The sequence below is a fragment of the Methylobacterium sp. genome (assembly GCF_019750675.1).
GTDB lineage: Bacteria > Pseudomonadota > Alphaproteobacteria > Rhizobiales > Beijerinckiaceae > Methylobacterium.
In genome coordinates, this window is record NZ_JAIEOF010000440.1 from 1 (window position 1) to 19,983 (window position 19,983).

Annotated in this window: 19 protein-coding genes; 6 read left to right on the plus strand and 13 right to left on the minus strand. The window is 72.2% G+C overall.

The features are described 5' to 3' along the window. Nucleotides 1-422 (minus strand): inositol monophosphatase family protein (locus K2X24_RS23210; RefSeq protein ID WP_292501550.1); only part of this gene is annotated, 422 nt, incomplete at its 3' end. Between the two features lie 340 nt (nt 423-762). Here K2X24_RS23210 and K2X24_RS23215 point away from each other — a divergent pair. Beyond that, nucleotides 763-1,263 (plus strand): DUF6101 family protein, encoded by a 501-nt coding sequence (locus K2X24_RS23215; RefSeq protein WP_292501553.1) that lies wholly within the window; start codon nt 763-765, stop codon nt 1,261-1,263. Nucleotides 1,264-1,273: 10 nt separating this feature from the next. On the opposite strand, the gene ubiA is transcribed toward K2X24_RS23215, so the two are convergent. Both ubiA and K2X24_RS23225 read right to left on the minus strand, forming a co-directional pair. Further along, nucleotides 1,274-2,233, minus strand: a complete 960-nt coding sequence (ubiA, locus tag K2X24_RS23220) for a 4-hydroxybenzoate octaprenyltransferase (protein ID WP_292501556.1) — start codon at nt 2,231-2,233, stop codon at nt 1,274-1,276. Between the two features lie 10 nt (nt 2,234-2,243). Continuing rightward, complete coding sequence (locus K2X24_RS23225; RefSeq protein WP_292501559.1) at nt 2,244-2,711, minus strand: hypothetical protein; 468 nt, start codon at nt 2,709-2,711, stop codon at nt 2,244-2,246. 278 nt (nt 2,712-2,989) lie between these two features. On the opposite strand from K2X24_RS23225, the gene K2X24_RS23230 reads away from it, so the two are divergent. The 5 genes from K2X24_RS23230 to K2X24_RS23250 all read left to right on the plus strand — a co-directional run bounded on the left by K2X24_RS23230 (nt 2,990) and on the right by K2X24_RS23250 (nt 6,881). Further along, complete coding sequence (locus K2X24_RS23230) at nt 2,990-3,745, plus strand: 16S rRNA (uracil(1498)-N(3))-methyltransferase (protein ID WP_292501562.1); 756 nt, start codon at nt 2,990-2,992, stop codon at nt 3,743-3,745. A gap of 124 nt (nt 3,746-3,869) precedes the next feature. After that, nucleotides 3,870-5,237 (plus strand): glutamate--cysteine ligase, encoded by a 1,368-nt coding sequence (locus K2X24_RS23235; protein WP_292501564.1) that lies wholly within the window; start codon nt 3,870-3,872, stop codon nt 5,235-5,237. Between the two features lie 145 nt (nt 5,238-5,382). Continuing rightward, complete coding sequence (locus tag K2X24_RS23240) at nt 5,383-5,811, plus strand: hypothetical protein (RefSeq protein ID WP_292501566.1); 429 nt, start codon at nt 5,383-5,385, stop codon at nt 5,809-5,811. A 143-nt stretch (nt 5,812-5,954) separates the two neighbouring features. After that, the gene (locus tag K2X24_RS23245) at nt 5,955-6,236 is read left to right on the plus strand and encodes a sulfurtransferase TusA family protein (protein ID WP_292501569.1); all 282 of its coding nucleotides are present in this window, start codon (nt 5,955-5,957) and stop codon (nt 6,234-6,236) included. Nucleotides 6,237-6,308: 72 nt separating this feature from the next. Further along, the gene (locus K2X24_RS23250) at nt 6,309-6,881 is read left to right on the plus strand and encodes an NUDIX hydrolase (protein ID WP_292501572.1); all 573 of its coding nucleotides are present in this window, start codon (nt 6,309-6,311) and stop codon (nt 6,879-6,881) included. A gap of 13 nt (nt 6,882-6,894) precedes the next feature. Here K2X24_RS23250 and K2X24_RS23255 read toward each other — a convergent pair whose 3' ends face one another. The 10 genes from K2X24_RS23255 to K2X24_RS23300 all read right to left on the minus strand — a co-directional run bounded on the left by K2X24_RS23255 (nt 6,895) and on the right by K2X24_RS23300 (nt 19,915). Then, nucleotides 6,895-7,707 (minus strand): WecB/TagA/CpsF family glycosyltransferase, encoded by an 813-nt coding sequence (locus tag K2X24_RS23255; protein WP_292501574.1) that lies wholly within the window; start codon nt 7,705-7,707, stop codon nt 6,895-6,897. A 148-nt stretch (nt 7,708-7,855) separates the two neighbouring features. Next, nucleotides 7,856-9,331, minus strand: coding sequence for a GumC family protein (locus K2X24_RS23260; RefSeq protein ID WP_292501577.1), 1,476 nt, complete (start codon nt 9,329-9,331; stop codon nt 7,856-7,858). 222 nt (nt 9,332-9,553) lie between these two features. After that, on the minus strand, nt 9,554-10,654 hold the full coding sequence (locus tag K2X24_RS23265; RefSeq protein ID WP_292501579.1) for a glycosyltransferase: 1,101 nt from the start codon (nt 10,652-10,654) through the stop codon (nt 9,554-9,556). Then, the gene (locus K2X24_RS23270; RefSeq protein WP_292501580.1) at nt 10,651-12,732 is read right to left on the minus strand and encodes a glycosyltransferase; all 2,082 of its coding nucleotides are present in this window, start codon (nt 12,730-12,732) and stop codon (nt 10,651-10,653) included. The genes K2X24_RS23265 and K2X24_RS23270 overlap by 4 nt, the downstream gene beginning before the upstream one ends. Nucleotides 12,733-12,842: 110 nt before the next feature. After that, nucleotides 12,843-14,420, minus strand: a complete 1,578-nt coding sequence (gene ggt, locus K2X24_RS23275; protein WP_292501582.1) for a gamma-glutamyltransferase — start codon at nt 14,418-14,420, stop codon at nt 12,843-12,845. Between the two features lie 20 nt (nt 14,421-14,440). Continuing rightward, complete coding sequence (locus K2X24_RS23280; RefSeq protein WP_292501585.1) at nt 14,441-15,370, minus strand: ATP-binding cassette domain-containing protein; 930 nt, start codon at nt 15,368-15,370, stop codon at nt 14,441-14,443. Further along, entirely contained in the window at nt 15,367-16,395 is a 1,029-nt protein-coding gene (locus K2X24_RS23285) for an ABC transporter ATP-binding protein (protein ID WP_292501587.1), read from the minus strand. Before K2X24_RS23285 ends, K2X24_RS23280 begins: the two co-directional genes overlap by 4 nt. A 2-nt stretch (nt 16,396-16,397) precedes the next feature. Beyond that, complete coding sequence (locus K2X24_RS23290) at nt 16,398-17,306, minus strand: ABC transporter permease (protein ID WP_292501589.1); 909 nt, start codon at nt 17,304-17,306, stop codon at nt 16,398-16,400. A gap of 241 nt (nt 17,307-17,547) precedes the next feature. After that, nucleotides 17,548-18,492 carry an ABC transporter permease gene (locus K2X24_RS23295; RefSeq protein ID WP_055957014.1) on the minus strand — a complete coding sequence of 315 codons (945 nt, stop codon included), beginning with the start codon at nt 18,490-18,492 and terminating at the stop codon, nt 17,548-17,550. Between the two features lie 16 nt (nt 18,493-18,508). Then, a complete protein-coding gene (locus K2X24_RS23300; protein WP_292501591.1) occupies nt 18,509-19,915 on the minus strand; it encodes an ABC transporter substrate-binding protein in 1,407 nt (468 codons plus the stop codon). Between the last annotated feature and the right edge of the window lie 68 nt (nt 19,916-19,983).

Here is a 19,983-nt window from a genome sequence, read left to right on the forward strand (position 1 = left end):
GCGGCGGCCTCGTAGAACGTGTCCGTCACGGGCGCGTGGACGAAGCCGAGCACGGGCTGGCCCGCCGCCAGCAGCGCCACGGCGATCGACCAGTCCGGATGCCCGGACATGAAGGCGCGGGTGCCGTCGATGGGATCGACGATCCAGACGAGATCGGCCTTAAGGCGTAGCGCATCGTCGCTGGTCTCCTCCGAGAGCCAGGCGGCGCGGGGCAGCAACGCGCTCAAGCGCACCTTCAGGAAGGTGTCCACCGCGACGTCGGCCTCGGTGACGGGGGAGCCCCCCGACTTGGACCAGACCCGCGCGCCGGTCTGCCGGCCTGCCTGATAGAAGGGCAGGGCGAGGGTGGCCGCTTCGCGGATCGTGGCGCGCAGGGCCGGAACGAGGGCCTGCGCGGCCTCCGGGGACATCGAGTCGGACATGCGTCTCCGTACGGCGCTGGAGGTCGGTCTTGTCGCGTGAGACGCCGCTCGTTCCACACCTTCGGGGCGAGACGCGGCGCCACCGTTGTAGGCGGCGCACGGACTTGTCACAAGCCGACGACCCGTCGCGTAGCGGGAACGCGCCGAACCTGCGCAGATGTCGATACGTGCGAATGTGCCTGATCTCGGCAAGGAAGCGTTGAGCATTCCACGCACTTGAGCCTCGTCCACACTCGCTTAACGCTCACTCTTAAGGTGGTCTGAGGAGGTTAGACGCAAATCTGCTTGCCATAGACGGGTGGCCCACAGAGGTTGCCGGCGCCAACAAGGTGTACGAGCCATGAGCACTTTCGCGAACACGAACGGCCCCTCCGGAGATGTCGCCTTCACCGTGACGCCCGCGCCCTTGCCCGTCGCCTCGCCCCTGCCGGTGTTCGGCCGCGGCGCTCCGCGCCGCCCCGCCGGCATCGCCCTGGCCTTCGCCGAGGACGATTCGGATGCCTGCGGCGAGGACCGCTTCGACCTGCTCCTCGTCGATGCGAATGAGACCGTGATCACCCGCCTCGGCCCGTTCTGCGAGGAGGAGGTCGTCGCGATCTGGCGGGATTGCGCCGCGAAGTCCGGCCTGCCCCGCATGATCGTCAAGGAGGACGGCGCGCTCTCGATCGTGTCCGCTCAGCTCGGTCCCGTGGCCCTGGGCCGCACCCGGATGCGCCGCCGCGTCGGGCTGCTCAACGGCCGGCGCCCGCGCTTCCTGGTGCGCCGCAAGACCGGCACCCTGCCGGTGCGTCCCCTGATCCACCGGGGCGAGAGCGAGATCATCTCCGGCGCGCGCTGCTGAAGGCCGTCCCTCAGGGGCCGGTGAGGTGCCGCAGGACGGCGTCCGCCGCGAGGCCCAGGAACAGGATCAGGCCCGCATCCCGGTTCGAGCGGAACAGTCGGAGCGCCCCGCGCCCGTTCCGCGTGTCGAGCCGCAAGACCTGGCCGCCGAGATGGCCGGCGAACAGCGCCACGCCGAGGAGGCCCGGCCAGCCGGCTCCCGCCCGCCACGCCGCCGCCGCGATGCAGGCCACGCTGACTCCGTAGCAGAGGCCGATCGCCCCCCGCATCCGGCGCCCGAAGAAGCGGGCCGAAGAGCGGATGCCGGCGATCTCGTCGTCCTCGATGTCCTGCACGGCGTAGATCGTGTCGTAGCCGATCACCCACGCGATCGTGCCCGCGTAGAGCAGCAGGGCCGGCGCATCGAGGCGCCCGAACACCGCCACCCAGCCCATCAGCGCGCCCCACGCGAAGGCGAGGCCCAGCACCGCCTGCGGCACCGGCATCACGCGCTTCATGAACGGGTAGATCGCCACCGGCACCAGGGAGGCGATGCCGACCAGGATGGCGGTGGCGTTGAACTGCAGCAGCACCGCGAGGCCGACCAGCGCCTGCGCCACCAGGAACACGGCGGCCTGGCGCGTGCCGACCTGGCCCGAGGGCAGGGGGCGCGAGCGCGTGCGCTCGACCTGGGCGTCGAGGTCCCGGTCGGCGATGTCGTTGTAGGTCGAGCCCGCGCCGCGCATGGCCACGGCGCCCACGAAGAACAGCCCGAGATGGACCGGATCGGGATAGGCCGCGCCGGACGCGATGGCGGCCAGCGCCGAGGACCACCAGCAGGGCAGGAGCAGGAGCCACCAGCCGATGGGCCGGTCGATGCGGGCGAGGCGCAGGTAGGGGCGCGCCCGCCGCGGCGCGAGCCGGTCGACCCAGTGGCCCGCCACCGCATCGGCGACGCGCCGGTCGGCCGGCGGGGCGCTCACGCCTTCCACGGACGACGGGTCAGAGCGCACCCTGGGGCATCTTCAGGCTGCCGGTGAGGCCGGGGCCGCCGAGCAGGCCGCCCTGTCCGCCGCCGTTCTGGGCCTGGGCCTTGGCCTGGGCTTCCATCTTGGAGGCCTGGGCGGCGATGCCGCAGATCTTCGTCTTGATGCCCGAGACCTTGTTGTGGTCGGCCTTGAAGCCTTCCGCGAAGGAATCCGGGATCGAGCACCATTCCTTGTTGGCGGTGATCCACTTGATGCCGGCGGTGCCGTTCGCCTGGAGCTTGCCGAACAGGGCGCAGGCCTCGGCCGGCGTCATCTTCTTCTTCGAGTTGGAGGCGGAATTCGCCTTCGCCACGAGGTCCTTGCGGGCCTGGAGCGTCTGCTGGATCGCGCCGCATTCGGCGGCGGCCCCTTGCGCGAAGGCCTGGCCGCTGGCGAGGGCCGTGCCGAGCACGGCGAGGGCCGCGATGGTCTTGAAAGACATGCGTTGAGATCCTTTCTCCCCCAATCCGCACGCTCGGTGGGCCCGGGCCCGTGATCCATGGCGGACTTGCTGATTCGTGTCGGGCCGCACGCGATGGTTCCGTGCCGCCCGTCCTTGGTCTCGTTTCGGCATAGGAATGTGGCGTCTTTCGAGCCGCAAACGCCGGGCCGCTATTGGGCGGGGATCGGCGGCGTAATCTGCGCGCGTGTTGCCGACCTGCATCACCCCGGGCCGGGCACGCGTTGACAGGGCGCGGGCGGCGCGCGACCACCCCGGCCATGGCTGCCTACGACTTCACCGCCCCTCGCCTCCACGTCGCGGCCGATCTCGGTCCCGGCGCCGTGCTGCCCCTCGACCGGGCGCAGGCGAACTACCTCCTGAACGTGCTCCGGCGCGGGCCTTCCGACCCGGTGCTGCTGTTCAACGGCCGGGACGGCGAGTGGCGGGCGGAGGTCGCGCCGACCGGCCGCAAGAGCGCCGACCTCGTCGTGCGCGAGCGCACACGCGAGCAGCCGCCGCGCGCCGGCCTGCAATACCTGTTCGCGCCCTTGAAGACCGCCCGGCTCGACTACATGGCCCAGAAGGCGGTGGAGATGGGGGCCGGCACCCTGCGGCCGGTGATCACGCGTTACACGCAGGGCGAGCGCCTGAACCTCGACCGTCTGCGGGCGAACGCCGTGGAGGCGGCCGAGCAATGCGGCATCCTCAGCCTGCCGGACGTGCCCGAGCCGGCCAAGCTCCCGGCCGCGCTCGCCGACCTCAACCCTTTGTGCTTGCTTGTGTTCTGCGACGAGGACGCGGCCGTCTCCGATCCCGTCGAGGCCCTGCGGCGCGGGGTGGCAGACCCCGCCGTCCCGCCGCCGCTGGCGGTGCTCGTGGGGCCCGAAGGGGGCTTTGCCCCGGAGGAGCGGGCGCTGATCCTCGCCCGGCCGAACACCGTGGCGCTGTCCCTCGGGCCGCGCATCCTGCGGGCCGACACGGCGGCGGTGGCGGTGCTCGCTTTGGTGCAGGCCGTGCTCGGGGACGCCCGCTGAGAGGCGGTGTGGCGCGTTGTTCGCGCCGGTTCCCTGGCCTATGAGGCACGATATCCCGACAGGGGCCACGCCGCTGCGGTCCGGTGCGCCTCTCCTCCGTACGACCTTCTGCACGAGGCAGCGCATGGCGCGCGATACGTCCGACACGACGCCCCTGACCACCCGGGACGAGCTCATCGCGTGGTTCGCCGAGGGCGAGAAGCCGCGCGCGCGCTTCGCCATCGGTACCGAGCACGAGAAGGTGCCGTTCTACCGCGACGGCCACCGTCCGGTGCCGTATGCGGGTCCGAACGGCATCCGCGCCCTCCTCGAAGGGCTGGCCCGCGACACCGGCTGGGAGGCTATCGAGGATGCGGGGCACCTGATCGGCCTCGCCGGTGCCGAGGGGGGCGCGATCTCCCTGGAGCCCGGCGGACAGTTCGAGCTCTCGGGCGCGCCCCTGCCCGACATCCACGCGACGGCGGCCGAGTTGCGCACGCATCTCGACGCCACCGCCCGCGTCGCCGATCCCCTCGGCATCGGCTTCCTCGACCTCGGCATGAGCCCGAAATGGACCCGGGAAGAAACGCCGGTGATGCCGAAGAGCCGCTACAAGATCATGGCGGGCTACATGCCGAAGGTCGGGACCCTCGGCCTCGACATGATGCTGCGCACCGCCACCGTGCAGGTGAACCTCGACTTCGCCTCGGAAGCCGACATGGTCGCCAAGATGCGCGTCGCCCTGGCGCTCCAGCCCGTGGCCACGGCGCTCTTCGCCAACTCGCCCTTCACCGACGGTCGCCCCAACGGTTTCCTCTCGCGCCGCTCCGAGATCTGGCGCGACACCGATCCGGACCGCACCGGCATGTTGCCGCGCGCCTTCGAGCCGGGCTTCGGCTACGAGGCCTACGCCGACTGGCTGCTCGACATGCCGATGTACTTCGTCAAGCGCGGCGAGACCTATCACGACGTGTCCGGCGCCTCCTTCCGCGACCTGATGGACGGGCGCCTCGCCGCCCTGCCGGGCGAGCGCGCCACGGTGTCGGACTGGGCCAACCACGCCTCCACCGCGTTTCCGGAGGTGCGCCTCAAGCGCTTCCTCGAGATGCGCGGCGCCGATGTGGGCGGTCCCGCGATGATCGCCGCGCAGGCCGCGTTCTGGGTCGGCCTGCTCTACGAGCCCTCGGCCCTCGCGGCCGCCTGGGACATCGCCAAGGGCTGGAACGCCTGCGACCGGGAGAACCTGCGCGCCACGGTCCCGCGCCTCGGCCTCGCCGCCCGCATCGCCGGGCGCCCCCTCGGTGCGGTGGCGGCCGAGGCCCTGGCCATCGCCCGCACCGGGCTCGCCGCCCGCGGCCGCCGGGACGCGCAGGGGCGCGACGAGACGCAGTACCTTCAGCCCCTCGAAGCCATCGTGGCCGCCGGCCGCTCCCTCGCGGAGGAGCGCCTCGCGGATTACGAGGGCCCCTGGCAGCGCTCGGTGGAGCCGGCCTTCACCCAGTGCGTGTTCTGACCGGCCGCTTGGCGTCCCGCCGGGCCGGCACCCTCGCGTGTGTCCGGCCACACGGGGGCGAATGGCTCGCTGGTGGCATTCCTGGAACGGATCGCCACCTTTGCCGTTTCCAGGGTGATTCAATCCTGTGACGGAGAACGCTCGCATGTCGCGCATCTTGTCCCTCGCTCTCGCCGGAACCACCGCTGTCGGTCTGTCGGCCGGGTCCTTCACCGCTGCCCAGGCCGCGCCGATGCCCGCCCTGACCGCGGCCCAGGTCGCCGGCGGTAACGCCAGCGTCGAGAACGTCCGCTACCGCGGATACGGGTACGGCTATGGCCGCGGTTACGGCCGTGGCTATTACGGCGGTTACCGCCGTGGCCCCGGCATCGGCGGCGCCCTCGCGGCCGGCGCGGCCCTCGGCATCATCGGCGGCGCCATTGCGGCCAGCCAGGCGCCCCGCTACGGCTACTACGACGGTGGCTATGCCGGCGTCGGGTACGGCGGCGGCTACGGCTACGGCGCTCCCGCCTACGGCTATTACAGCGCCCCGGCCTACGGGTACGGCTACCCCGCCTACGGCTACGGCTACTGAAAACCCGACGACGGGTGACGACGGGTGTCCCCCGACACCCGTGGGCCTCGTTCGAATCCCGCTTCCGGCCTCGTCCGGGAGCGGGATTTTTTTGGTCGGGCCCTGTAGACCCTTCGGCTGCGACACGCAGACGGAGTTGCCCGGTGCAGGATGAAGGCGCGATCACCCGGCTCGATCTCAGCGGCCTGAAGTGTCCGCTGCCCGTCCTGCGCACCGCCAAGGCGCTGCGCGGGCTGGCTCCGGGCAGCCTCCTCACCGTGATCTGCACCGATCCGATGGCCGCCATCGATATCCCCAACCTCGTGCGCGAGGCGGGTGACGCGCTTGTTTGCCAGGAGCGTGGATCGCACGGCCTGTCCTTCACAATCCGCAAGGGCACAATCCGTAAGGGCGTGGCCGAAATCCCGCAGGTGCCGCCTCATTGATGCGACAAGCCGCTGCTAGATCGCCCTCGATCTGGCCGCTCCTCGCGAGCGGCTCGCCGAGGGGAGAACAGCATGGCGCCCATCATCCGGGGCACCCGGATCGTGCATGACGGCTGGAGCCGGTTCCTCGTCGCGGAAGTGACGATGGCGGACGGCACCCGGCTCGCGCGCGAGATCGAGGATCACGGACGCGCCGTGGCGGTCCTGCCCTACGACCCGGACCGCCGGGTCGCGCTCCTCGTCGAGCAGTTCCGGGCTCCGGCCCTCTACGCGGCGGGCGTCGCCAGCGTCCTCGAAGTGCCGGCGGGTCTCCTCGACGAATCCGAGCCGGAGGAGGGCGCCCGCCGCGAGGCCTTCGAGGAAACCGGCCTGCGCCTCGGCGTCCTGGAGCCCGTCACCTGCGGCTGGAGCATGCCCGGGATCTCGACGGAGCAGATGGACCTGTTCCTCGGCGCCTACGCGGCGGCCGATCGGATCGGCACCGGCGGCGGCCTCGCGAGCGAGAGCGAGGACATCACCGTGCACGAGATGCCGCTGGCGGATCTCGCCGCCATGAGCGATCGGGGCGAGATCACCGATCTGAAAACCCTGGTGCTCCTCCTCACCCTCCGGCTGCGCCGGCCGGAGTTGTTCTCCGGAGCGTGAGGCCCCGGGCGGTTCAGCAGGAATCCGGATTGCGCCGGGCCCTGGCTCCGACCGGGCTGAGGGGGGCGGCGTCCGCGGGTTTGCTCGCGCCCTTCCGGAATGCCCGGATGCCGATCCCCACCAGCCGCCAGGATCGCACGAAGTAGCGCCGGAACAGGCGCCGCGGGGCGTGCAGGAAGCGGAAGAACCATTCCAGCCCCGCCCGCTGCAGAAAGACCGGCGCGCGCGGCACGAGGCCGGCGGCCACGTTCATGGCCTCGCCCACGGCGAGCACCACGGGCGCGCCGAGCGCCGCCCCCTGGCGGTCGACCCAGATCTCCGAGCGCGGCGCACCGACGCCCAGGACGAGGAGCGTGGTGCCGTGCGTCCGCACGGCCTCGGACAGGGTGTGGCTGTAGGCCTCGTCGGTCTCGAAACCGTAGGGCGGCACCGTCGTGGCGATGGCCTCGCGGCCGATGCCCGCCGCGACGAGGCGCTCGGTCAGGTGGCGGCCCACGGCTTCGGTGGCGCAGACGAGGTAGAGCCGCTGCCCGGCGGGCCAGGGCGGCGCGAGGGCCGCCGCGATGAGATCGTGCCCCGTGACGCGCCTGGCCGAGCGCGCGCCCCGCAGGCGGGCGAGCCAGACCAGGGGCATGCCGTCGAGGGTACGGGCGACGGCGCCGTCATAGGCCGCCCGGAAGGCCGCGTTCTCCGTGAGCGTGACGACGTGGTCGAGGTTCGCCGTGACGATGAGCCTGGGCCGGGTCGCCGGCTGGGCGGCGGCGAAGCGCAGGATGTCGGCGGCGCTCCCCGGCGTGAAGGCGATATCGAACAAGCGAACGTTCATGCGGGTCTCGCCTGCCGGGTGGGCCGTGTCGCCGTGGGGGCCGGATGCGGATCCGATCCCGGTGCGGGTCTCGCTTCGGGAACGACTCGACTCGCGCGGGCGCGGTTCCGGGGGCGGCGTCGATACGTCCAAGAGGGCGGTCCCTACCTCAGGCATCGACGGCACGGAAGCTGCGCGCGCCCGCCATGGGCGTGGCGCCCGGGGGGACGGCGCGGCGGCGGTCGCGCCGGGCGCCGCGCGCCAGGGCGATGGCGGCCCCGAGGCCGAGCCCCAGCAGCAGCGCGACCGGCAGGACCACCTTCGGCGAGGGCGGCCAGGTGCGCAGCCGCGGCGGCGTCGCCGAGGAAATGATGCGCACGTTCGAGCTGTTCAGGCGCTCCTGCTCGTTGGTCTCGCGCGAGCGGCGCAGAAAGGTCTCGTAGACGGAGCGGCGGGACTCCACCTCGCGCTCCAGTTCGCGCAGGCCGACATTGGCGCGGTCGTTGCCGGCGGTCTCGGTCTTGGCCCGCTCCAGGCTCTTGCTGACGGCGGCCTCGCTCGCCACCGCGCGGTCGTAATCCTTCTGCGAGGTGTCGATGATCCGCTCCTTCTCGCGCTGGATCAGGCGCTGGAGGTCGCGCTGCTGGGCGTACTGCTCGGCCATGGCGGGATGGCGCTCGCCGAGGCGGGTGGCGAGTTCGGCGGTGTTGCGGGAGAGCGCGGCGTATTGCTGCCGCAGGTTCTGCATCTCCAGGGATTGCAGCATCTCGGGCAGGGCCGTGCCGGCCTCGCCGGTCCGCATGCGCCGGGCCTGGTCGAGGCGGGACCTTGCATCGGCGGTGCGCAGGTTGGCGGTGACGAGCTGCTGGTTGAGGTCGCTGAGCTGCTGGTCGCTGAGGAGGCGCCCGCTCGTGGTCACCAGCTTGTTCGTCTCCCGGTACTGCTGCACCTTGCGCTCCGCCTGCTCCACCGCCTGGCGCAGGCCGGCGAGGCGGCCGGAGAGGGCCTCCGAGGCGCGCCGCGCCGTCTCGGCCCGTGCGCCCGCTTCCTCGGCGAGGTAGGCCTCCGCGATGGCGTTCGCGATCCGGGCCGATTTCTCCGGATCCCAGGTCTGGACGAAGATGTCGATGACGAAGGTGCGCTCGGCCCGGCGCACGCCGAGCTTCAGCCGCAGGGTGTCGAGGGCGAGGTTGACGGGATCGCGGCTCGCGGCCGGGGGCTCCATGCCGAGGAGGGCCTTGAGCCGGACGATCAGCGGATTGGTCGAGGGAGGGACGACGAACTCCTCGTCGTCGGCGAGGTCGAGCCGTTCCACGACCCGGCGCAGGACGTTGTCGGACTGGACGACGCGCGCCTGGCTCTCCGCGATGGAGACGCCGCTATCGGCCTGCGGCTGCCGGTTGCTGAGGTCGTTGGCGATCACCGGCAGGTCGGCCGGGTCGACCAGGATCTGCGTGTTCGCGGTGTAGTTCGGGCGCGCGAGGTTCAGCAGCACCACCGCCAGGGCCACCGTGACGAGGCCGCCGAGCAGGATGTACGCGCTGCCGCGCCACAGGCGCCGCAGGATCGCCCCGCCGTCGAGGGGGGCCTCGCGTTTCCCCATCAGGATCGGTTCGCCGCCGACGGGGCTTCCGAAGTCGAACATCTGTGTCGTCTCCTGCCTCGACCACCCGCCACCGGCGCGGACCGAGTCCCACCCTGAATGCACCTGTCCCGTTCCGCAGCGCCATCCGTATCAAACCGGGACCGGAACGGCAGGGATCGTTACCGATGTGTTAAGGGTCGCACCTGGCATGCCAAGTCGGCGGATTGGCGCGTCCCGCCGGGGCGATCGCGGCCCGACCCCCGTGTTCGATGTTCTGCGCCCTCATGCCGGCCCGGCCTCGCCCACGGTCGCGTCGGTCTCCGCATAGGCCGCCCGGCCGATCGCCAGGAATCGGGCGAAGCGCTCCGCATCGGCGTCGGCCAGGGCGTTCCAGCGTTCGACGTTCGCCCGCGCGGCGGCCGGGGCCGCCGCGAAGGCGCTGCGCGCGACCCAGTCCCGGATCGCCGCGGCGGCGCGCGCAGGCTCCGCCGGATCGATGGACAGGCCGGATGCGCCGAGCACCTCGGCGAAGACGGGTCCGTGCGGTGCGGCGACGGGCAGGCCGCCGTGCTGGACCTCCAGCAGGGGCAGGCCGAGGCCTTCCGCCTTCGAGGTCGAGATGAGGAGGTGGCAGCGCTCGACGAGCCGGCGCAGTGCCGCGTCCGCGAGGTAGCCGTGCAGGGTGAGGAAGGGCGGCGGCGCCGACAGGAAGGCGTGGCGTCCCCATCCGACCCGCCCGACCACGTGCAGCTCCGCGGGCACGCCCGTCGCGTTGAGGGCGGCCACGATGGCGATGGCGGCCGGATAGTCCTTGCGCGGCTCGATCGTGCCGATGGCCAGGAGCCGGAGCGGTTCGCCCGGGCGGGGCGTCGGCGGGGTCAGGTCGCCGAGGCCGAAGACGTCGCGCACCCCCGGCCGGAGCAGGGCCACCAGGGCGTCGGGCGCGCAGAGTGCGCGCAGGGCGGTGCCGGTGGTGCGGGAATTGACGAGGAAGCAGCGGCCGAACCGCATCGCGAAGGCGAAGCTCGGCACCATGTAGAGCCGGCTCTTCCAATTCAGGTCCTGCGGGCGGTCGAGGAGGAAGGTGTCGTGGATGTAGGCGATGCAGCGTGTCCCCAGCAGCGTCGCGATCGGCCCGGGCGGAAAGCCGGGGAAGATCGCCAGCGCCCGGCGGTCGCCGAGCAGGCGCAGGGGCAGGCCGATCTGCTGGGCCAGGATCATGCGCGCCACGCTGGACGAACGGACGGGCACGACGGCGTGGGGGCTCAGGCGTTCCGGCCCGAACAGGTCGATCGCCACCCGCTCGATGCCGGTGACGGGGCCGTGCAGATGGGTGTGGTCGACGTAGATCCGGCGTAGGCCCGGGGGGCTGGCTGCTGTCATGGCGCGCTGCCGCGTAAACCAGCGCGCAGGCGGGCCGCGCGGTAGAGCCCCCGGCGCAACCAGAGTGGCATGCCGCGCCCGAGGAGCGCCTGCTTGAGCCGGCGCGCGGCGCGGATCGCCGGCCCGGAGGGCCCCGGGACCGTGCCGCTACGCCCGGATGCGCGCTCCCGCGCCATGGCGAACTGCGCGAGCATCTCGGGGCAAAAGCGGATGCGCCCGGTCCCGGCGCTCGCCGGCCGCAGGCCGTGCGCCACCAGGACGTCGTTGATCTGCATGACCGCCGCCGCGTGGGAATGGCGGCCCTCGACGGCGATCCGCCCGAGGGCGCCGAGGCGGTGCCGCGCCGGCGCGTCGGCGATCAGGGCCCGCAGGGCGGCCTCGAGGGCGCCCGACACCGGCTCGACCAGGTGGCCGGAAATGCCGTCGATCACCGCCGTGGTCAGGCCCGTCGAGCGATAGGCCAGGGTGGGGGTGCCGCAGAGTGCGGCCTCCACGGGGGTCTGGCCGAGGGTCTCGTCGCGGCTCGCCGTCACGTAGAGGTCGCAGGCGCCGTACCAGCGCGCCAGCGTATCCTCGTCGCCGATCGGCCCCGCCGCGATGAGCCCGGGCAGGCCGAACGCGCCCGGATCGTCGAGGCGGCCCACGGCGACGAACCCGATCCCGGGCTCGGCGATCCGCCGCAGGATGGCGGCGAGTTCGGCCGCACCCTTGCCGGGGGCGTCGGCGATCACGGCGGCGAACATCACCAGGATGTCGTCCGCCGGCAGGCCGAGGTCGCGCCGCAGGGCCGCCCGGTCGCCGGGCCGGAACACGCCCGCCGGGAAAGCGAGGCCGATGCGCCCGACGCGGGTGCCGGCCGGCGCGAGGCGGCGCGCGACCGTCTCGGTCCAGTGGGAATTGGCCAGGAGCACCGGCGCGTGGGGGCCGGCCAGGACCGCGCGCTTGTCCGCGTAGGCGCGCGCGATCCGGTTCGGCGCGAGTTGCGGATAGGCGTCCGGCGTGGGGCAGCGCGCGTCGCATCCCGCATCGATCAGCGGGCAGGCGCCCGGAAAGGCGCAGCGCCCGGTCAGCGGAAAGAGGTCGTGGAGCACGGCGGCCACCGGCACGCGCCGCCCGAGGTCCTCCAGGATCGCGGGGCTGCGGGTCGCACCGTGGAGGTTTCCGGCCAGCACCAGGTCGAACCCGCCCCCTTCGATTGCCGACACCGTGCGGGGAAACGCCGAGGTCCATTCCGCGGCGGCGGGGGGCGATTCCGCCGCCAGGGTGAGGTGGGCGACGGCGTGGCCCGCCAGCGCCAGAGCATCGGTGAGGCGGCGGTGCCCGATGCCGGCACCGCCGGCATAGCCCCGGTCGGTCAGGCTGGCGATGCGCAGGCCCGCCGGCATCGGCGCGACCGCGTCCCCGGGCGCGTGCTGCAGCAGCACCGGACGCCCGACCCGGGCGAACCGCGCGCCCTGTTCGGCGAGGCGCGGCCAGAGCGCGGCGACCGGACGGGCCGCGCGCGGATCGAGCCCTCCGGCGCGCGCCACGCAGGCGCGGGACAGAAGAATCTCGCCCCCGGTGAAGGGGGCGAGGTCGCCCTCGGGCGGCGCGGGGTCGCGCAGGGGACCGGCGGGGGCCGCGCAGGCGTCGAGGCCGAGGGGCTTCGAGGCGAAGACCAGGCGCAGGCCCGCCACGAGGTCGGCCCCGCTCAGGCCCATCTCCAGGCAGAGGGCCGCCAGGGCGCCCGGCGCCAGCAGGTCGCCGGGCCGCAGGACCATCAGGGCGTCGAAATCCGCGTCGGCGCCCCACGTCGCCGGTTCCGGATCACCGGGGGGCACCACCGCGTGCCGCAGGTTCGGATAGGCCTGTCCGTGGATGGAGGCGCGGGTCGCAGCGAGGCCCGGCGCGTCCGGGCAGGCGGGGGTGAGGATGCGCACGCGCGGCCAGGGGGCACCCCCGGGCAGGGTGGGCCAGGGCGTCGCGGGTGCGGGCGTGCCGAAGGGCCAGTCCGCGACGCCGTGGGCGGCCGGTCCATAGACCGAGCCGTCCGCGTTCGGCGCCGTCGTCACCGGAGAGGCTTCCCGCGGGTTCGTCACGTGACGTCGATCGTCCCTCGTTTCCGGCCCGCGCGGATCGCGCTGTCGGCCGGTCGCCCGGACCATGCGGCGAAGGACTGAATCTTCCGTGAGTCGCGCCGCGTCCCCGCTCAGTAGCCGAGGGCGCAGCCGTCCTTGCGCGGATCGGAGCCGGCGGCGCGCATGCCGGTGGCCGGGTCGATCCAGATGATCTGGCCGCCGCCGATCGGGACCGGTGCCGGCACCGTGAGGTGGCCGCGCGCGGCCAGCCCCTCGGCGAGGCCGGGCTCGAAGCCGCCTTCCAGCTCGATGCCGCCGCCATAGGCGAAGCTGCGCGGGGCATCGAGGGCTTCCTGCACGTCGAGGCCCCGGTCGATGATGCCGGTGAGGAGCTCGACGTGGCCCATGGCCTGATAGTGCCCGCCCATCACGCCGAAGGGCGCCACCACCGCGCCGTCGCGCATCAGCATGCCGGGGATGATGGTGTGCATCGGGCGCTTCGATGGCGCGATGGTGTTGGGGTGGCCGGGCTCGACCCGGAACGAGAAACCGCGATTGTGTAGCAGCACGCCGCTCTCCGGCGCGGTGATGCCGCTGCCGAAGCCCTGGAAGATCGAGTTGATCAGCGAGATCGCGTTGCCGTCGCGGTCGACCACGCAGAGATAGACCGTGTCGGTGTGGCGGATCTCCGGCCACAGCACCGGCGCCTTGGCGCGGGCCATGTCGATGGCCCCGTGCGCCCGCGCCTGCCAGGCCTGGGACAGGAGGTGCTCGACCGGCACGGCGTTCACCACCGGATCGGCGAAGAGCGCGTCGCGGTGGTGGTAGGCCTGCTTGCAGGCCTCGGCGAAGAGGTGGACCCGGTCGAGCTCGGAGAGCGCGCCGACATCGTATTGCGAGAGCACGTTGAGCATCATCAGGGCGGCGAGGCCCTGGCCGCTCGGGGGGCACTCGTAGACGTCGTAGCCGCGATAGCGGGTCGAGATCGGCGCGACGTATTCGGGCGCGGCCGCCGCGAAATCCTCCAGCGTGTGCAGGCCGCCGCGTTCGCGCAAGGTGCGCACCATGTCCTCGGCCACCGGGCCTTCGTAGAAGCCGGGGGCGCCGTGCTCGGCGATGCGCCGCAGGGTGGCGGCGAGCTTCGGGTGGCGCATCGTGGTCCCGACCTTCGGCGCCTCGCCGTCGACGAGGTAGGCGGCGGCCGAGCCCGGATCGGCCCGCAGCTTGTCGCGGTTGCGCGCCCAGTCGTAGGCGACGCGCGGCTGCACCGCGTAGCCCTCCTCCGCATAGCGGATCGCGGGCTGGAGAAGCTCACCGAGACTGCGGGTGCCGTGGTCGGCCAGCAGCCGCGCCCAGGCCGCGACGGCGCCCGGCACGGTGACGGCGTGCGGCGAGGTCGGCCCGATGGCCACGTTGTTCGCGACGTACCAGGAATCGTGCGCGGCCGCCGGGCTGCGGCCGGAGCCGTTCATCGTGATCGGGACGGAGGCGCCCTTCGGCGCGTAGAGGGCGAAGCAGTCGCCGCCGATGCCGGTCATGGCCGGCTCGACCACGCCCTGCACCGCCACCGCCGCGATGGCCGCGTCGACGGCGTTGCCGCCCGCCTTCAGGATTTCGATGGCCGCCAGCGAGGCGAGGGGATGCGAGGTCGCGACCGCGGCGTTCGCGGCATAGACGGGCGAGCGGCCCGGTTTCGAGAAATCTCTCACGGCGTCGGGTCCTCGAAGGGTCAGGAATAGCGGGTGTCGGCGACCCAATGGCCGGGGGCGACCTCGACCAGACCGCCGATGGCATCCGGGTCGGCGGGGGGCAGGAGGGAGGCGGCCTGCAGGCGGGCGCGCTCCTCCACCGGGTTCGGCACCGGCACCGCGCCGAGGAGGCGCCGGGTATAGGGGTGGCGCGGGTCCTCGTAGAGGGCGTCCGCCTCGGCGAGCTCGACCACGCGGCCGTGCCAGAGCACGGCGACGCGCTGGCAGAGGTAGCGCACCATGCGCAGGTCGTGGGAGATGAACAGGTACGAGATGCCGAGCTCGTCCTGTAGGTCTTGCAGCAGGTTCACGACCTGGGCCTGGATCGAGACGTCCAGCGCCGCGATGGGCTCGTCGGCGACGATGAAGCTGGGTTTGAGCGCGATGGCGCGGGCGATGCAGATGCGCTGGCGCTGTCCGCCGGAGAACTGGTGCGGATAGCGCCGGGCGAAGCGCGGATCGAGCCCGACTCGGGCCAGCAGGCCCTCGACCTCGTCGCGCCGCTCCGCCCGCGCCATGCCCGGACGGTGCAGCCGGAACGGCTCGGCCACGTAGTCGCCGATGCTCATGCGCGGGTTGAGGGCGGCGTAGGGGTCCTGGAACACCATCTGGATGCGGGCGCGCATCCGGCGCATCTCCCCGGCGGAGAGCTTGGCCAGATCCGTGCCCTCGAAGGCGACGGTGCCGGCGCTCGGCGGGTTCAGCATGGTGACGGCGCGGCCGATGGTGGACTTGCCGGACCCGGATTCGCCGACCAGCCCCAGGGTCTCGCCCGGCTTGATGTCGAAGCTGACATCCTGCACCGCCCGAAACACCGAGCCCTTGCCGCCCCACCAGCTGCGCAGGGGATAGTGCTTGCTGAGATTCCGCACCGAGAGCAGCGGATAGCGGTCGGCGGGCTCTGGCCTCATCGCGCGGCCTCCTCGGCGGCGAGCCGCGCCGGCAGGTCGTACCAGGCGGCCACGAGATGGCCCGGCGCGGCCCCGGGGGCCTGCGTCAGGGGCGGCGCCTCGGTCAGGCAGCGCGGGGTCGCGTAGATGTTGCGCGCCGCGAAGGGGTCGCCCGCCGGCGGATGGCGCATGTCGGGGGGCGCGCCCTCGATCTGGTGCAGGCGCCGGCGGCCGGCCCGGCCCCGGCTGAGGTCGGGCAGCGAGCGCAGCAGACCGAGCGTGTAGGCACTGCGCGGATCGCGAAAGATGTCGTCCACGGGGCCGCGCTCGAGGATGCGGCCGGCATACATGACCTGCACGGTGTCGGCGATGCCCGCCACCACCCCGAGATCGTGGGTGATCCAGACGATCGCCATGCCGATCTCGCGCTTCAACTCCTGCACCAGCGCGATGATCTCGGCCTGCACGGTGACGTCGAGGGCCGTCGTCGCCTCGTCCGCGATGAGGAGCTTCGGGCGGCAGGACAGGCCGATGGCGATCATCACGCGCTGGCGCTGTCCGCCGGAGAACTCGTGCGGATACTGGTCGAGGCGGGCACCCGCGTTCGGGATGCGCACGAGGTCGAGGAGGTCCTTGGCGCGGGCGCGGGCCGCGCGTCCGTCGAGGCCGAGATGGATGCGCAGGGGCTCGATGATCTGCGCGGCCACCGTCATGCCGGGGTTGAGCGAGCTCATCGGGTCCTGGAACACGAAGCCAATCTGGCCTCCGCGGATCTTTCGCAAGTCGCGCTCCGGCAGGGCCAGGAGGTCGCGGCCCTCGAACAGGACCTGACCGCCGGTGATGCGGCCGGGTGGGCGCGGGATCAGCCCCAGCATCGCCAGCACGTGCACGCTCTTGCCCGACCCGGATTCGCCCACGATGCCGAGGGTCTCGCCTTCGGCGAGCGTGTAGGACACGCCGTTGACCGCGTGGACCGCGCCGCCCTCGCTGTCGAAGGCGACGGCGAGGTCGCGGACGTCGAGCAGGGTCTGTCTCGCCTGCGCCATCGTCAGGTCCTCTGCCGGGGGTCGAGGGCGTCGCGCAGGCCGTCGCCCAGGAGGTTGAAGGCCAGCACCGCGAGGAAGATCGAGGCCCCGGGCCAGATCGCCATCCAGGGCGCCTGCTCGAGGAAGTTCTTGGCGACGTTCAGCATCGAGCCCCAGGACGGCTCGGGCGGCTGCTGCCCGAGACCGAGGAAGGACAGGCTGGCCTCGGCGATGATCGCGGCCGCGATGGTCAGCGTCGCCTGGACCAGGATCGCCGGCACGATGTTGGGCACGATGTGGTGGATCGCGATGCGCCAGGGCGGATTGCCGACGGCACGCGCCGCCTCCACGAACTCCTCCGCCGCGACGGCCTGCACCTGGGCGCGGGTCAGGCGCACGAAGGTCGAGGTCGCCGAGAGGCCGATCGCCACCATGGCGTTGGTGAGACTCGGCCCGAGGAAGGCCGCGAGCGCGATGGCCAGGATCAGGAACGGGATCGCCAGGAGCGCGTCGGTCAGGCGCATGATCAGAAGGTCGACCACGCCGCCCGCGTAGCCCGCCAGCAGCCCGAACGGCAGGCCCAGCGCCACCGCGAGGGCGACCGAGGTCAGGCCCGCCCCAAGCGAGGCGCGCGCGCCGAAGACGATGCGCGAGAGCACGTCGTGCCCGACCTCGTCGGTGCCGAACGGGTGCGCCCAGCTCGGTGCGGTCCGGATCGCGCCCCAGTCGGTGGCGATGGGATCGTAGGGCGCGATCCAGTCGGCGAAGACCGCCATCAGGATCAGCGCCACCACGATGACGAGGCCGAGCATGGCGCTGCGCCGCTGTTTCAGGCGTGTCCAGAATTCGCGGATCGGGCCGGGCTCGGCGCGGGGGACGGGCTCGGCGGCCGGCAGGGCGACGCCGGTCGGGGCGATGGCGGCCTTGGTCATCGGGCGCCGCTCCCGTCGATCGGATCCTGCCAGGAAATGACGTGCCTCCCTCCTCCTTGTGGGGAGGGATCGAGGGTGGGTTTGGTCGGGTGACCCTCGATCTGCGGAGTCTGGCCGAGCCACCCCCACCTCCCTTTCCTCCCCGCAAGCTTGACGGATCTCGGGCAGGCCCGAGATCCGCTGGGGAGGAGAGGCGCATCATTCTTGAAGAGGGTCTGTGTCAGCCGGGCCTCGGTCATCCTCACGCGCGCCTCAGCTTCGGGTTGACGAAGGCCGCGAGGAGGTCGGCCGCGAGATTGAGGAGGACGTAGGTGGTGGCGGTGCAGATCACGACGCCCTGCACGGTGGCGTAGTCGCGGTTGAACACGGCATCGACCATCAGCTTGCCGAAGCCCGGCACCGAGAAGACCTGCTCGGTCAGCACCGCGCCCGACAGGAGCTGCCCGAATTCGAGGGCGCCCAGGGTGATGATGGGAATCGCGGCGTTGGGGAGCGCGTGGCGCAGGATCAGGCGCAGGGGCGAGACGCCCTTGGCCCGGGCGGTGCGGACGTAGTCCGAGCCGAGCACGCCGAGCATCGCCGCGCGGGTGTGGCGCATCATCACCGCCGCGATGGCGTTGCCGAGCACGAAGGCCGGCATCGCCATGGAGCGCAGGTTCTCGGACAGGCTTTCGAACGGCGAGACGTAGCCCGAGGCCGGGAGCCAGCCGAGCTGGACCGAGAACAGCAGGATCATCAGGATGCCGAGCCAGAAGTTCGGCACCGACAGGCCCCAGAGGGCGATGCCGTTGGCCAGGGTGTCGGCCGCCGTGCCGCGCTTGACCGCCGAGAGGATGCCCATCGGCACGCCGATGACGAGGGCCACCAGCATGGCCAGACAGGCGAGCTCCAGGGTGACGGGCAGCTTCTCGATCACGAGGTCGATGACGGGCTTCTGGAGACGGATCGACTCGCCGAGATCGCCCTGGAGGACGCCGCCGGCCCAGAGGGCGTAGCGCACCGGCAGGGGCTGATCGAGGTGGTACTTCTGCCGGATGAAGGCGATGACCTCGGGGTCGCGCTCCTCGCCCGAGAGTGCGGTCGCGGTGTCGCCCGGCAGCAATTGCTGCAGGGTGAAGATGATCATCGAGGCGATCACCAGGGTGGGGATCGCGAGCGCCAGGCGCTGGACGAGGAAGCGCAGCATCGGCCGGGCTCCCGCCTCAGTTCAGCGTGAGGCCGGTGAAGCGCACGAGGCCGTCGGGGTAGGGCGTGAAGCCCGAAAGCTTGGTGCTGTAGGCCCAGAACAGCTTGCGGTGGAACAGGTAGATCAGCGGCCGGTCGGCCATCACCCGGTCGGCCAGTTGCTTCCAGGCTTGCGCCCGCTGGGCCGGGTCGACCGTGGCGCGCTCGGCGCCGAGCGCCGCGTCCGCCTCCGGGTTGCAGTAGCGGGCGTAGTTCAGGGGCGTCTTGCAGGCCAGGAAGCTGAAGGTGTTGCCGTCCGGATCGGGCCGGCCGCTCCAGGAGTAGAGGTAGGCGTCGAAATTGCCCTTGTCGGCGGCATCGAGCGCGGTGGTGAAGTCGGTGGCCTGGAGCTTCACGTCGAAGCCGGCCTCGCGGGTCATCGCCTGGATGACCTGGCCCACCTGGGGCGCCTCGTTGTTGGCGTAGACCGTGAGGGTGACGGACGGTTTCGGCACGCCGGCCTCGGCCAGCAGGGCCTTGGCCTTGGCCACATCCCGCTTCGGGAGGGGATAGTCCTTCACATAGGCCGGGTGCTTCGGGGAGACCCACTGGTTGCCGGGCAGGAACTCGCCGCTGAACACCACCTGGTTCAGGGCGTTGCGGTCGATGGCCAGATCGAAGGCGGCGCGCACGCGCGGGTCGGCCACGGCCGAGCCGGCCCGGTTCGGGTTGAAGACGATGGACTGGAAGCCGAGCTCGATGGTCGAACCGACCTTGAGCTTCGGGTCGCGCGTCACCTGCGGCAGGTCGGTGGGGGTGAGGCGCTCCAGGAGTTCGAGCTGGCCGGCGCGCAGGTTGGTCAAACGCACGGTGCCGTCGGGGATCGGCCGGAACTCGATGCGCTTGAGGTGGATCTGGTCCTTGTTCCAGTAATCGTCGAAGCGCTCGACCACGATCCGGTCCTGCGGCACCCGCTCGACGAACCGGAACGGCCCGGCGCAGACGGGCGCGGTGGAGAACTTGTCGCCCAGCCGCTCGGCGGCCTTGGGCGAGACCATCATGCCGGCCCGGTCGGTGAACTGCGCCATGAGGGGCGCGAACGGCGTCTTGAGGATAATCTTGAAGGTCAGGTCGTCGACGACCTCGACCCGGTCGATCGGCGCGATCTCGCCGCGCCGCTGCGAGCCGGGGAGCTTCAGGTGGCGCTCGATGCTGTACTTGGCCGCCGCCGCGTCGAGCTTCTCGCCGTCATGGAACAGCACGCCCGGCCGCAGGGTCATGGTGAGCGTCTTCTGGTCCTCCGACAGGTTCCAGCTGGTGGCGAGCTGGGGCACCGGCTTCAGGTCGGGGCCGATATCCACGAGCTTGTCGCACATCGCCGCGAAGACCATGCGGCTGGTGAAGGTGCGCGCCAGCGTCGGGTCGAGGGCGTCCGGGTCTTCCATCAGGCCGAAGCGCAGGGTCTGGGCCTGCGCGGAGCGTGTGAGGGCGGGTGACAGCGAGACAGCGCCCA

Excerpts from the sequence above, each read along its gene's own strand:
- K2X24_RS23215 (WP_292501553.1), top strand. The coding sequence starts at position 763 with ATGAGCACTTTCGCGAACACGAACGGCCCCTCCGGAGATGTCGCCTTC.
- K2X24_RS23225 (WP_292501559.1), bottom strand. The coding sequence starts at position 2,711 with ATGTCTTTCAAGACCATCGCGGCCCTCGCCGTGCTCGGCACGGCCCTC.
- K2X24_RS23230 (WP_292501562.1), top strand. The coding sequence starts at position 2,990 with ATGGCTGCCTACGACTTCACCGCCCCTCGCCTCCACGTCGCGGCCGAT.
- K2X24_RS23235 (WP_292501564.1), top strand. The coding sequence starts at position 3,870 with ATGGCGCGCGATACGTCCGACACGACGCCCCTGACCACCCGGGACGAG.
- K2X24_RS23240 (WP_292501566.1), top strand. The coding sequence starts at position 5,383 with ATGTCGCGCATCTTGTCCCTCGCTCTCGCCGGAACCACCGCTGTCGGT.
- K2X24_RS23250 (WP_292501572.1), top strand. The coding sequence starts at position 6,309 with ATGGCGCCCATCATCCGGGGCACCCGGATCGTGCATGACGGCTGGAGC.
- K2X24_RS23255 (WP_292501574.1), bottom strand. The coding sequence starts at position 7,707 with ATGAACGTTCGCTTGTTCGATATCGCCTTCACGCCGGGGAGCGCCGCC.
- K2X24_RS23260 (WP_292501577.1), bottom strand. The coding sequence starts at position 9,331 with ATGTTCGACTTCGGAAGCCCCGTCGGCGGCGAACCGATCCTGATGGGG.
- K2X24_RS23265 (WP_292501579.1), bottom strand. The coding sequence starts at position 10,654 with ATGACAGCAGCCAGCCCCCCGGGCCTACGCCGGATCTACGTCGACCAC.
- K2X24_RS23280 (WP_292501585.1), bottom strand. The coding sequence starts at position 15,370 with ATGAGGCCAGAGCCCGCCGACCGCTATCCGCTGCTCTCGGTGCGGAAT.
- K2X24_RS23285 (WP_292501587.1), bottom strand. The coding sequence starts at position 16,395 with ATGGCGCAGGCGAGACAGACCCTGCTCGACGTCCGCGACCTCGCCGTC.
- K2X24_RS23290 (WP_292501589.1), bottom strand. The coding sequence starts at position 17,306 with ATGACCAAGGCCGCCATCGCCCCGACCGGCGTCGCCCTGCCGGCCGCC.
- K2X24_RS23295 (WP_055957014.1), bottom strand. The coding sequence starts at position 18,492 with ATGCTGCGCTTCCTCGTCCAGCGCCTGGCGCTCGCGATCCCCACCCTG.
- K2X24_RS23300 (WP_292501591.1), bottom strand. The coding sequence starts at position 19,915 with ATGGAAGACCCGGACGCCCTCGACCCGACGCTGGCGCGCACCTTCACC.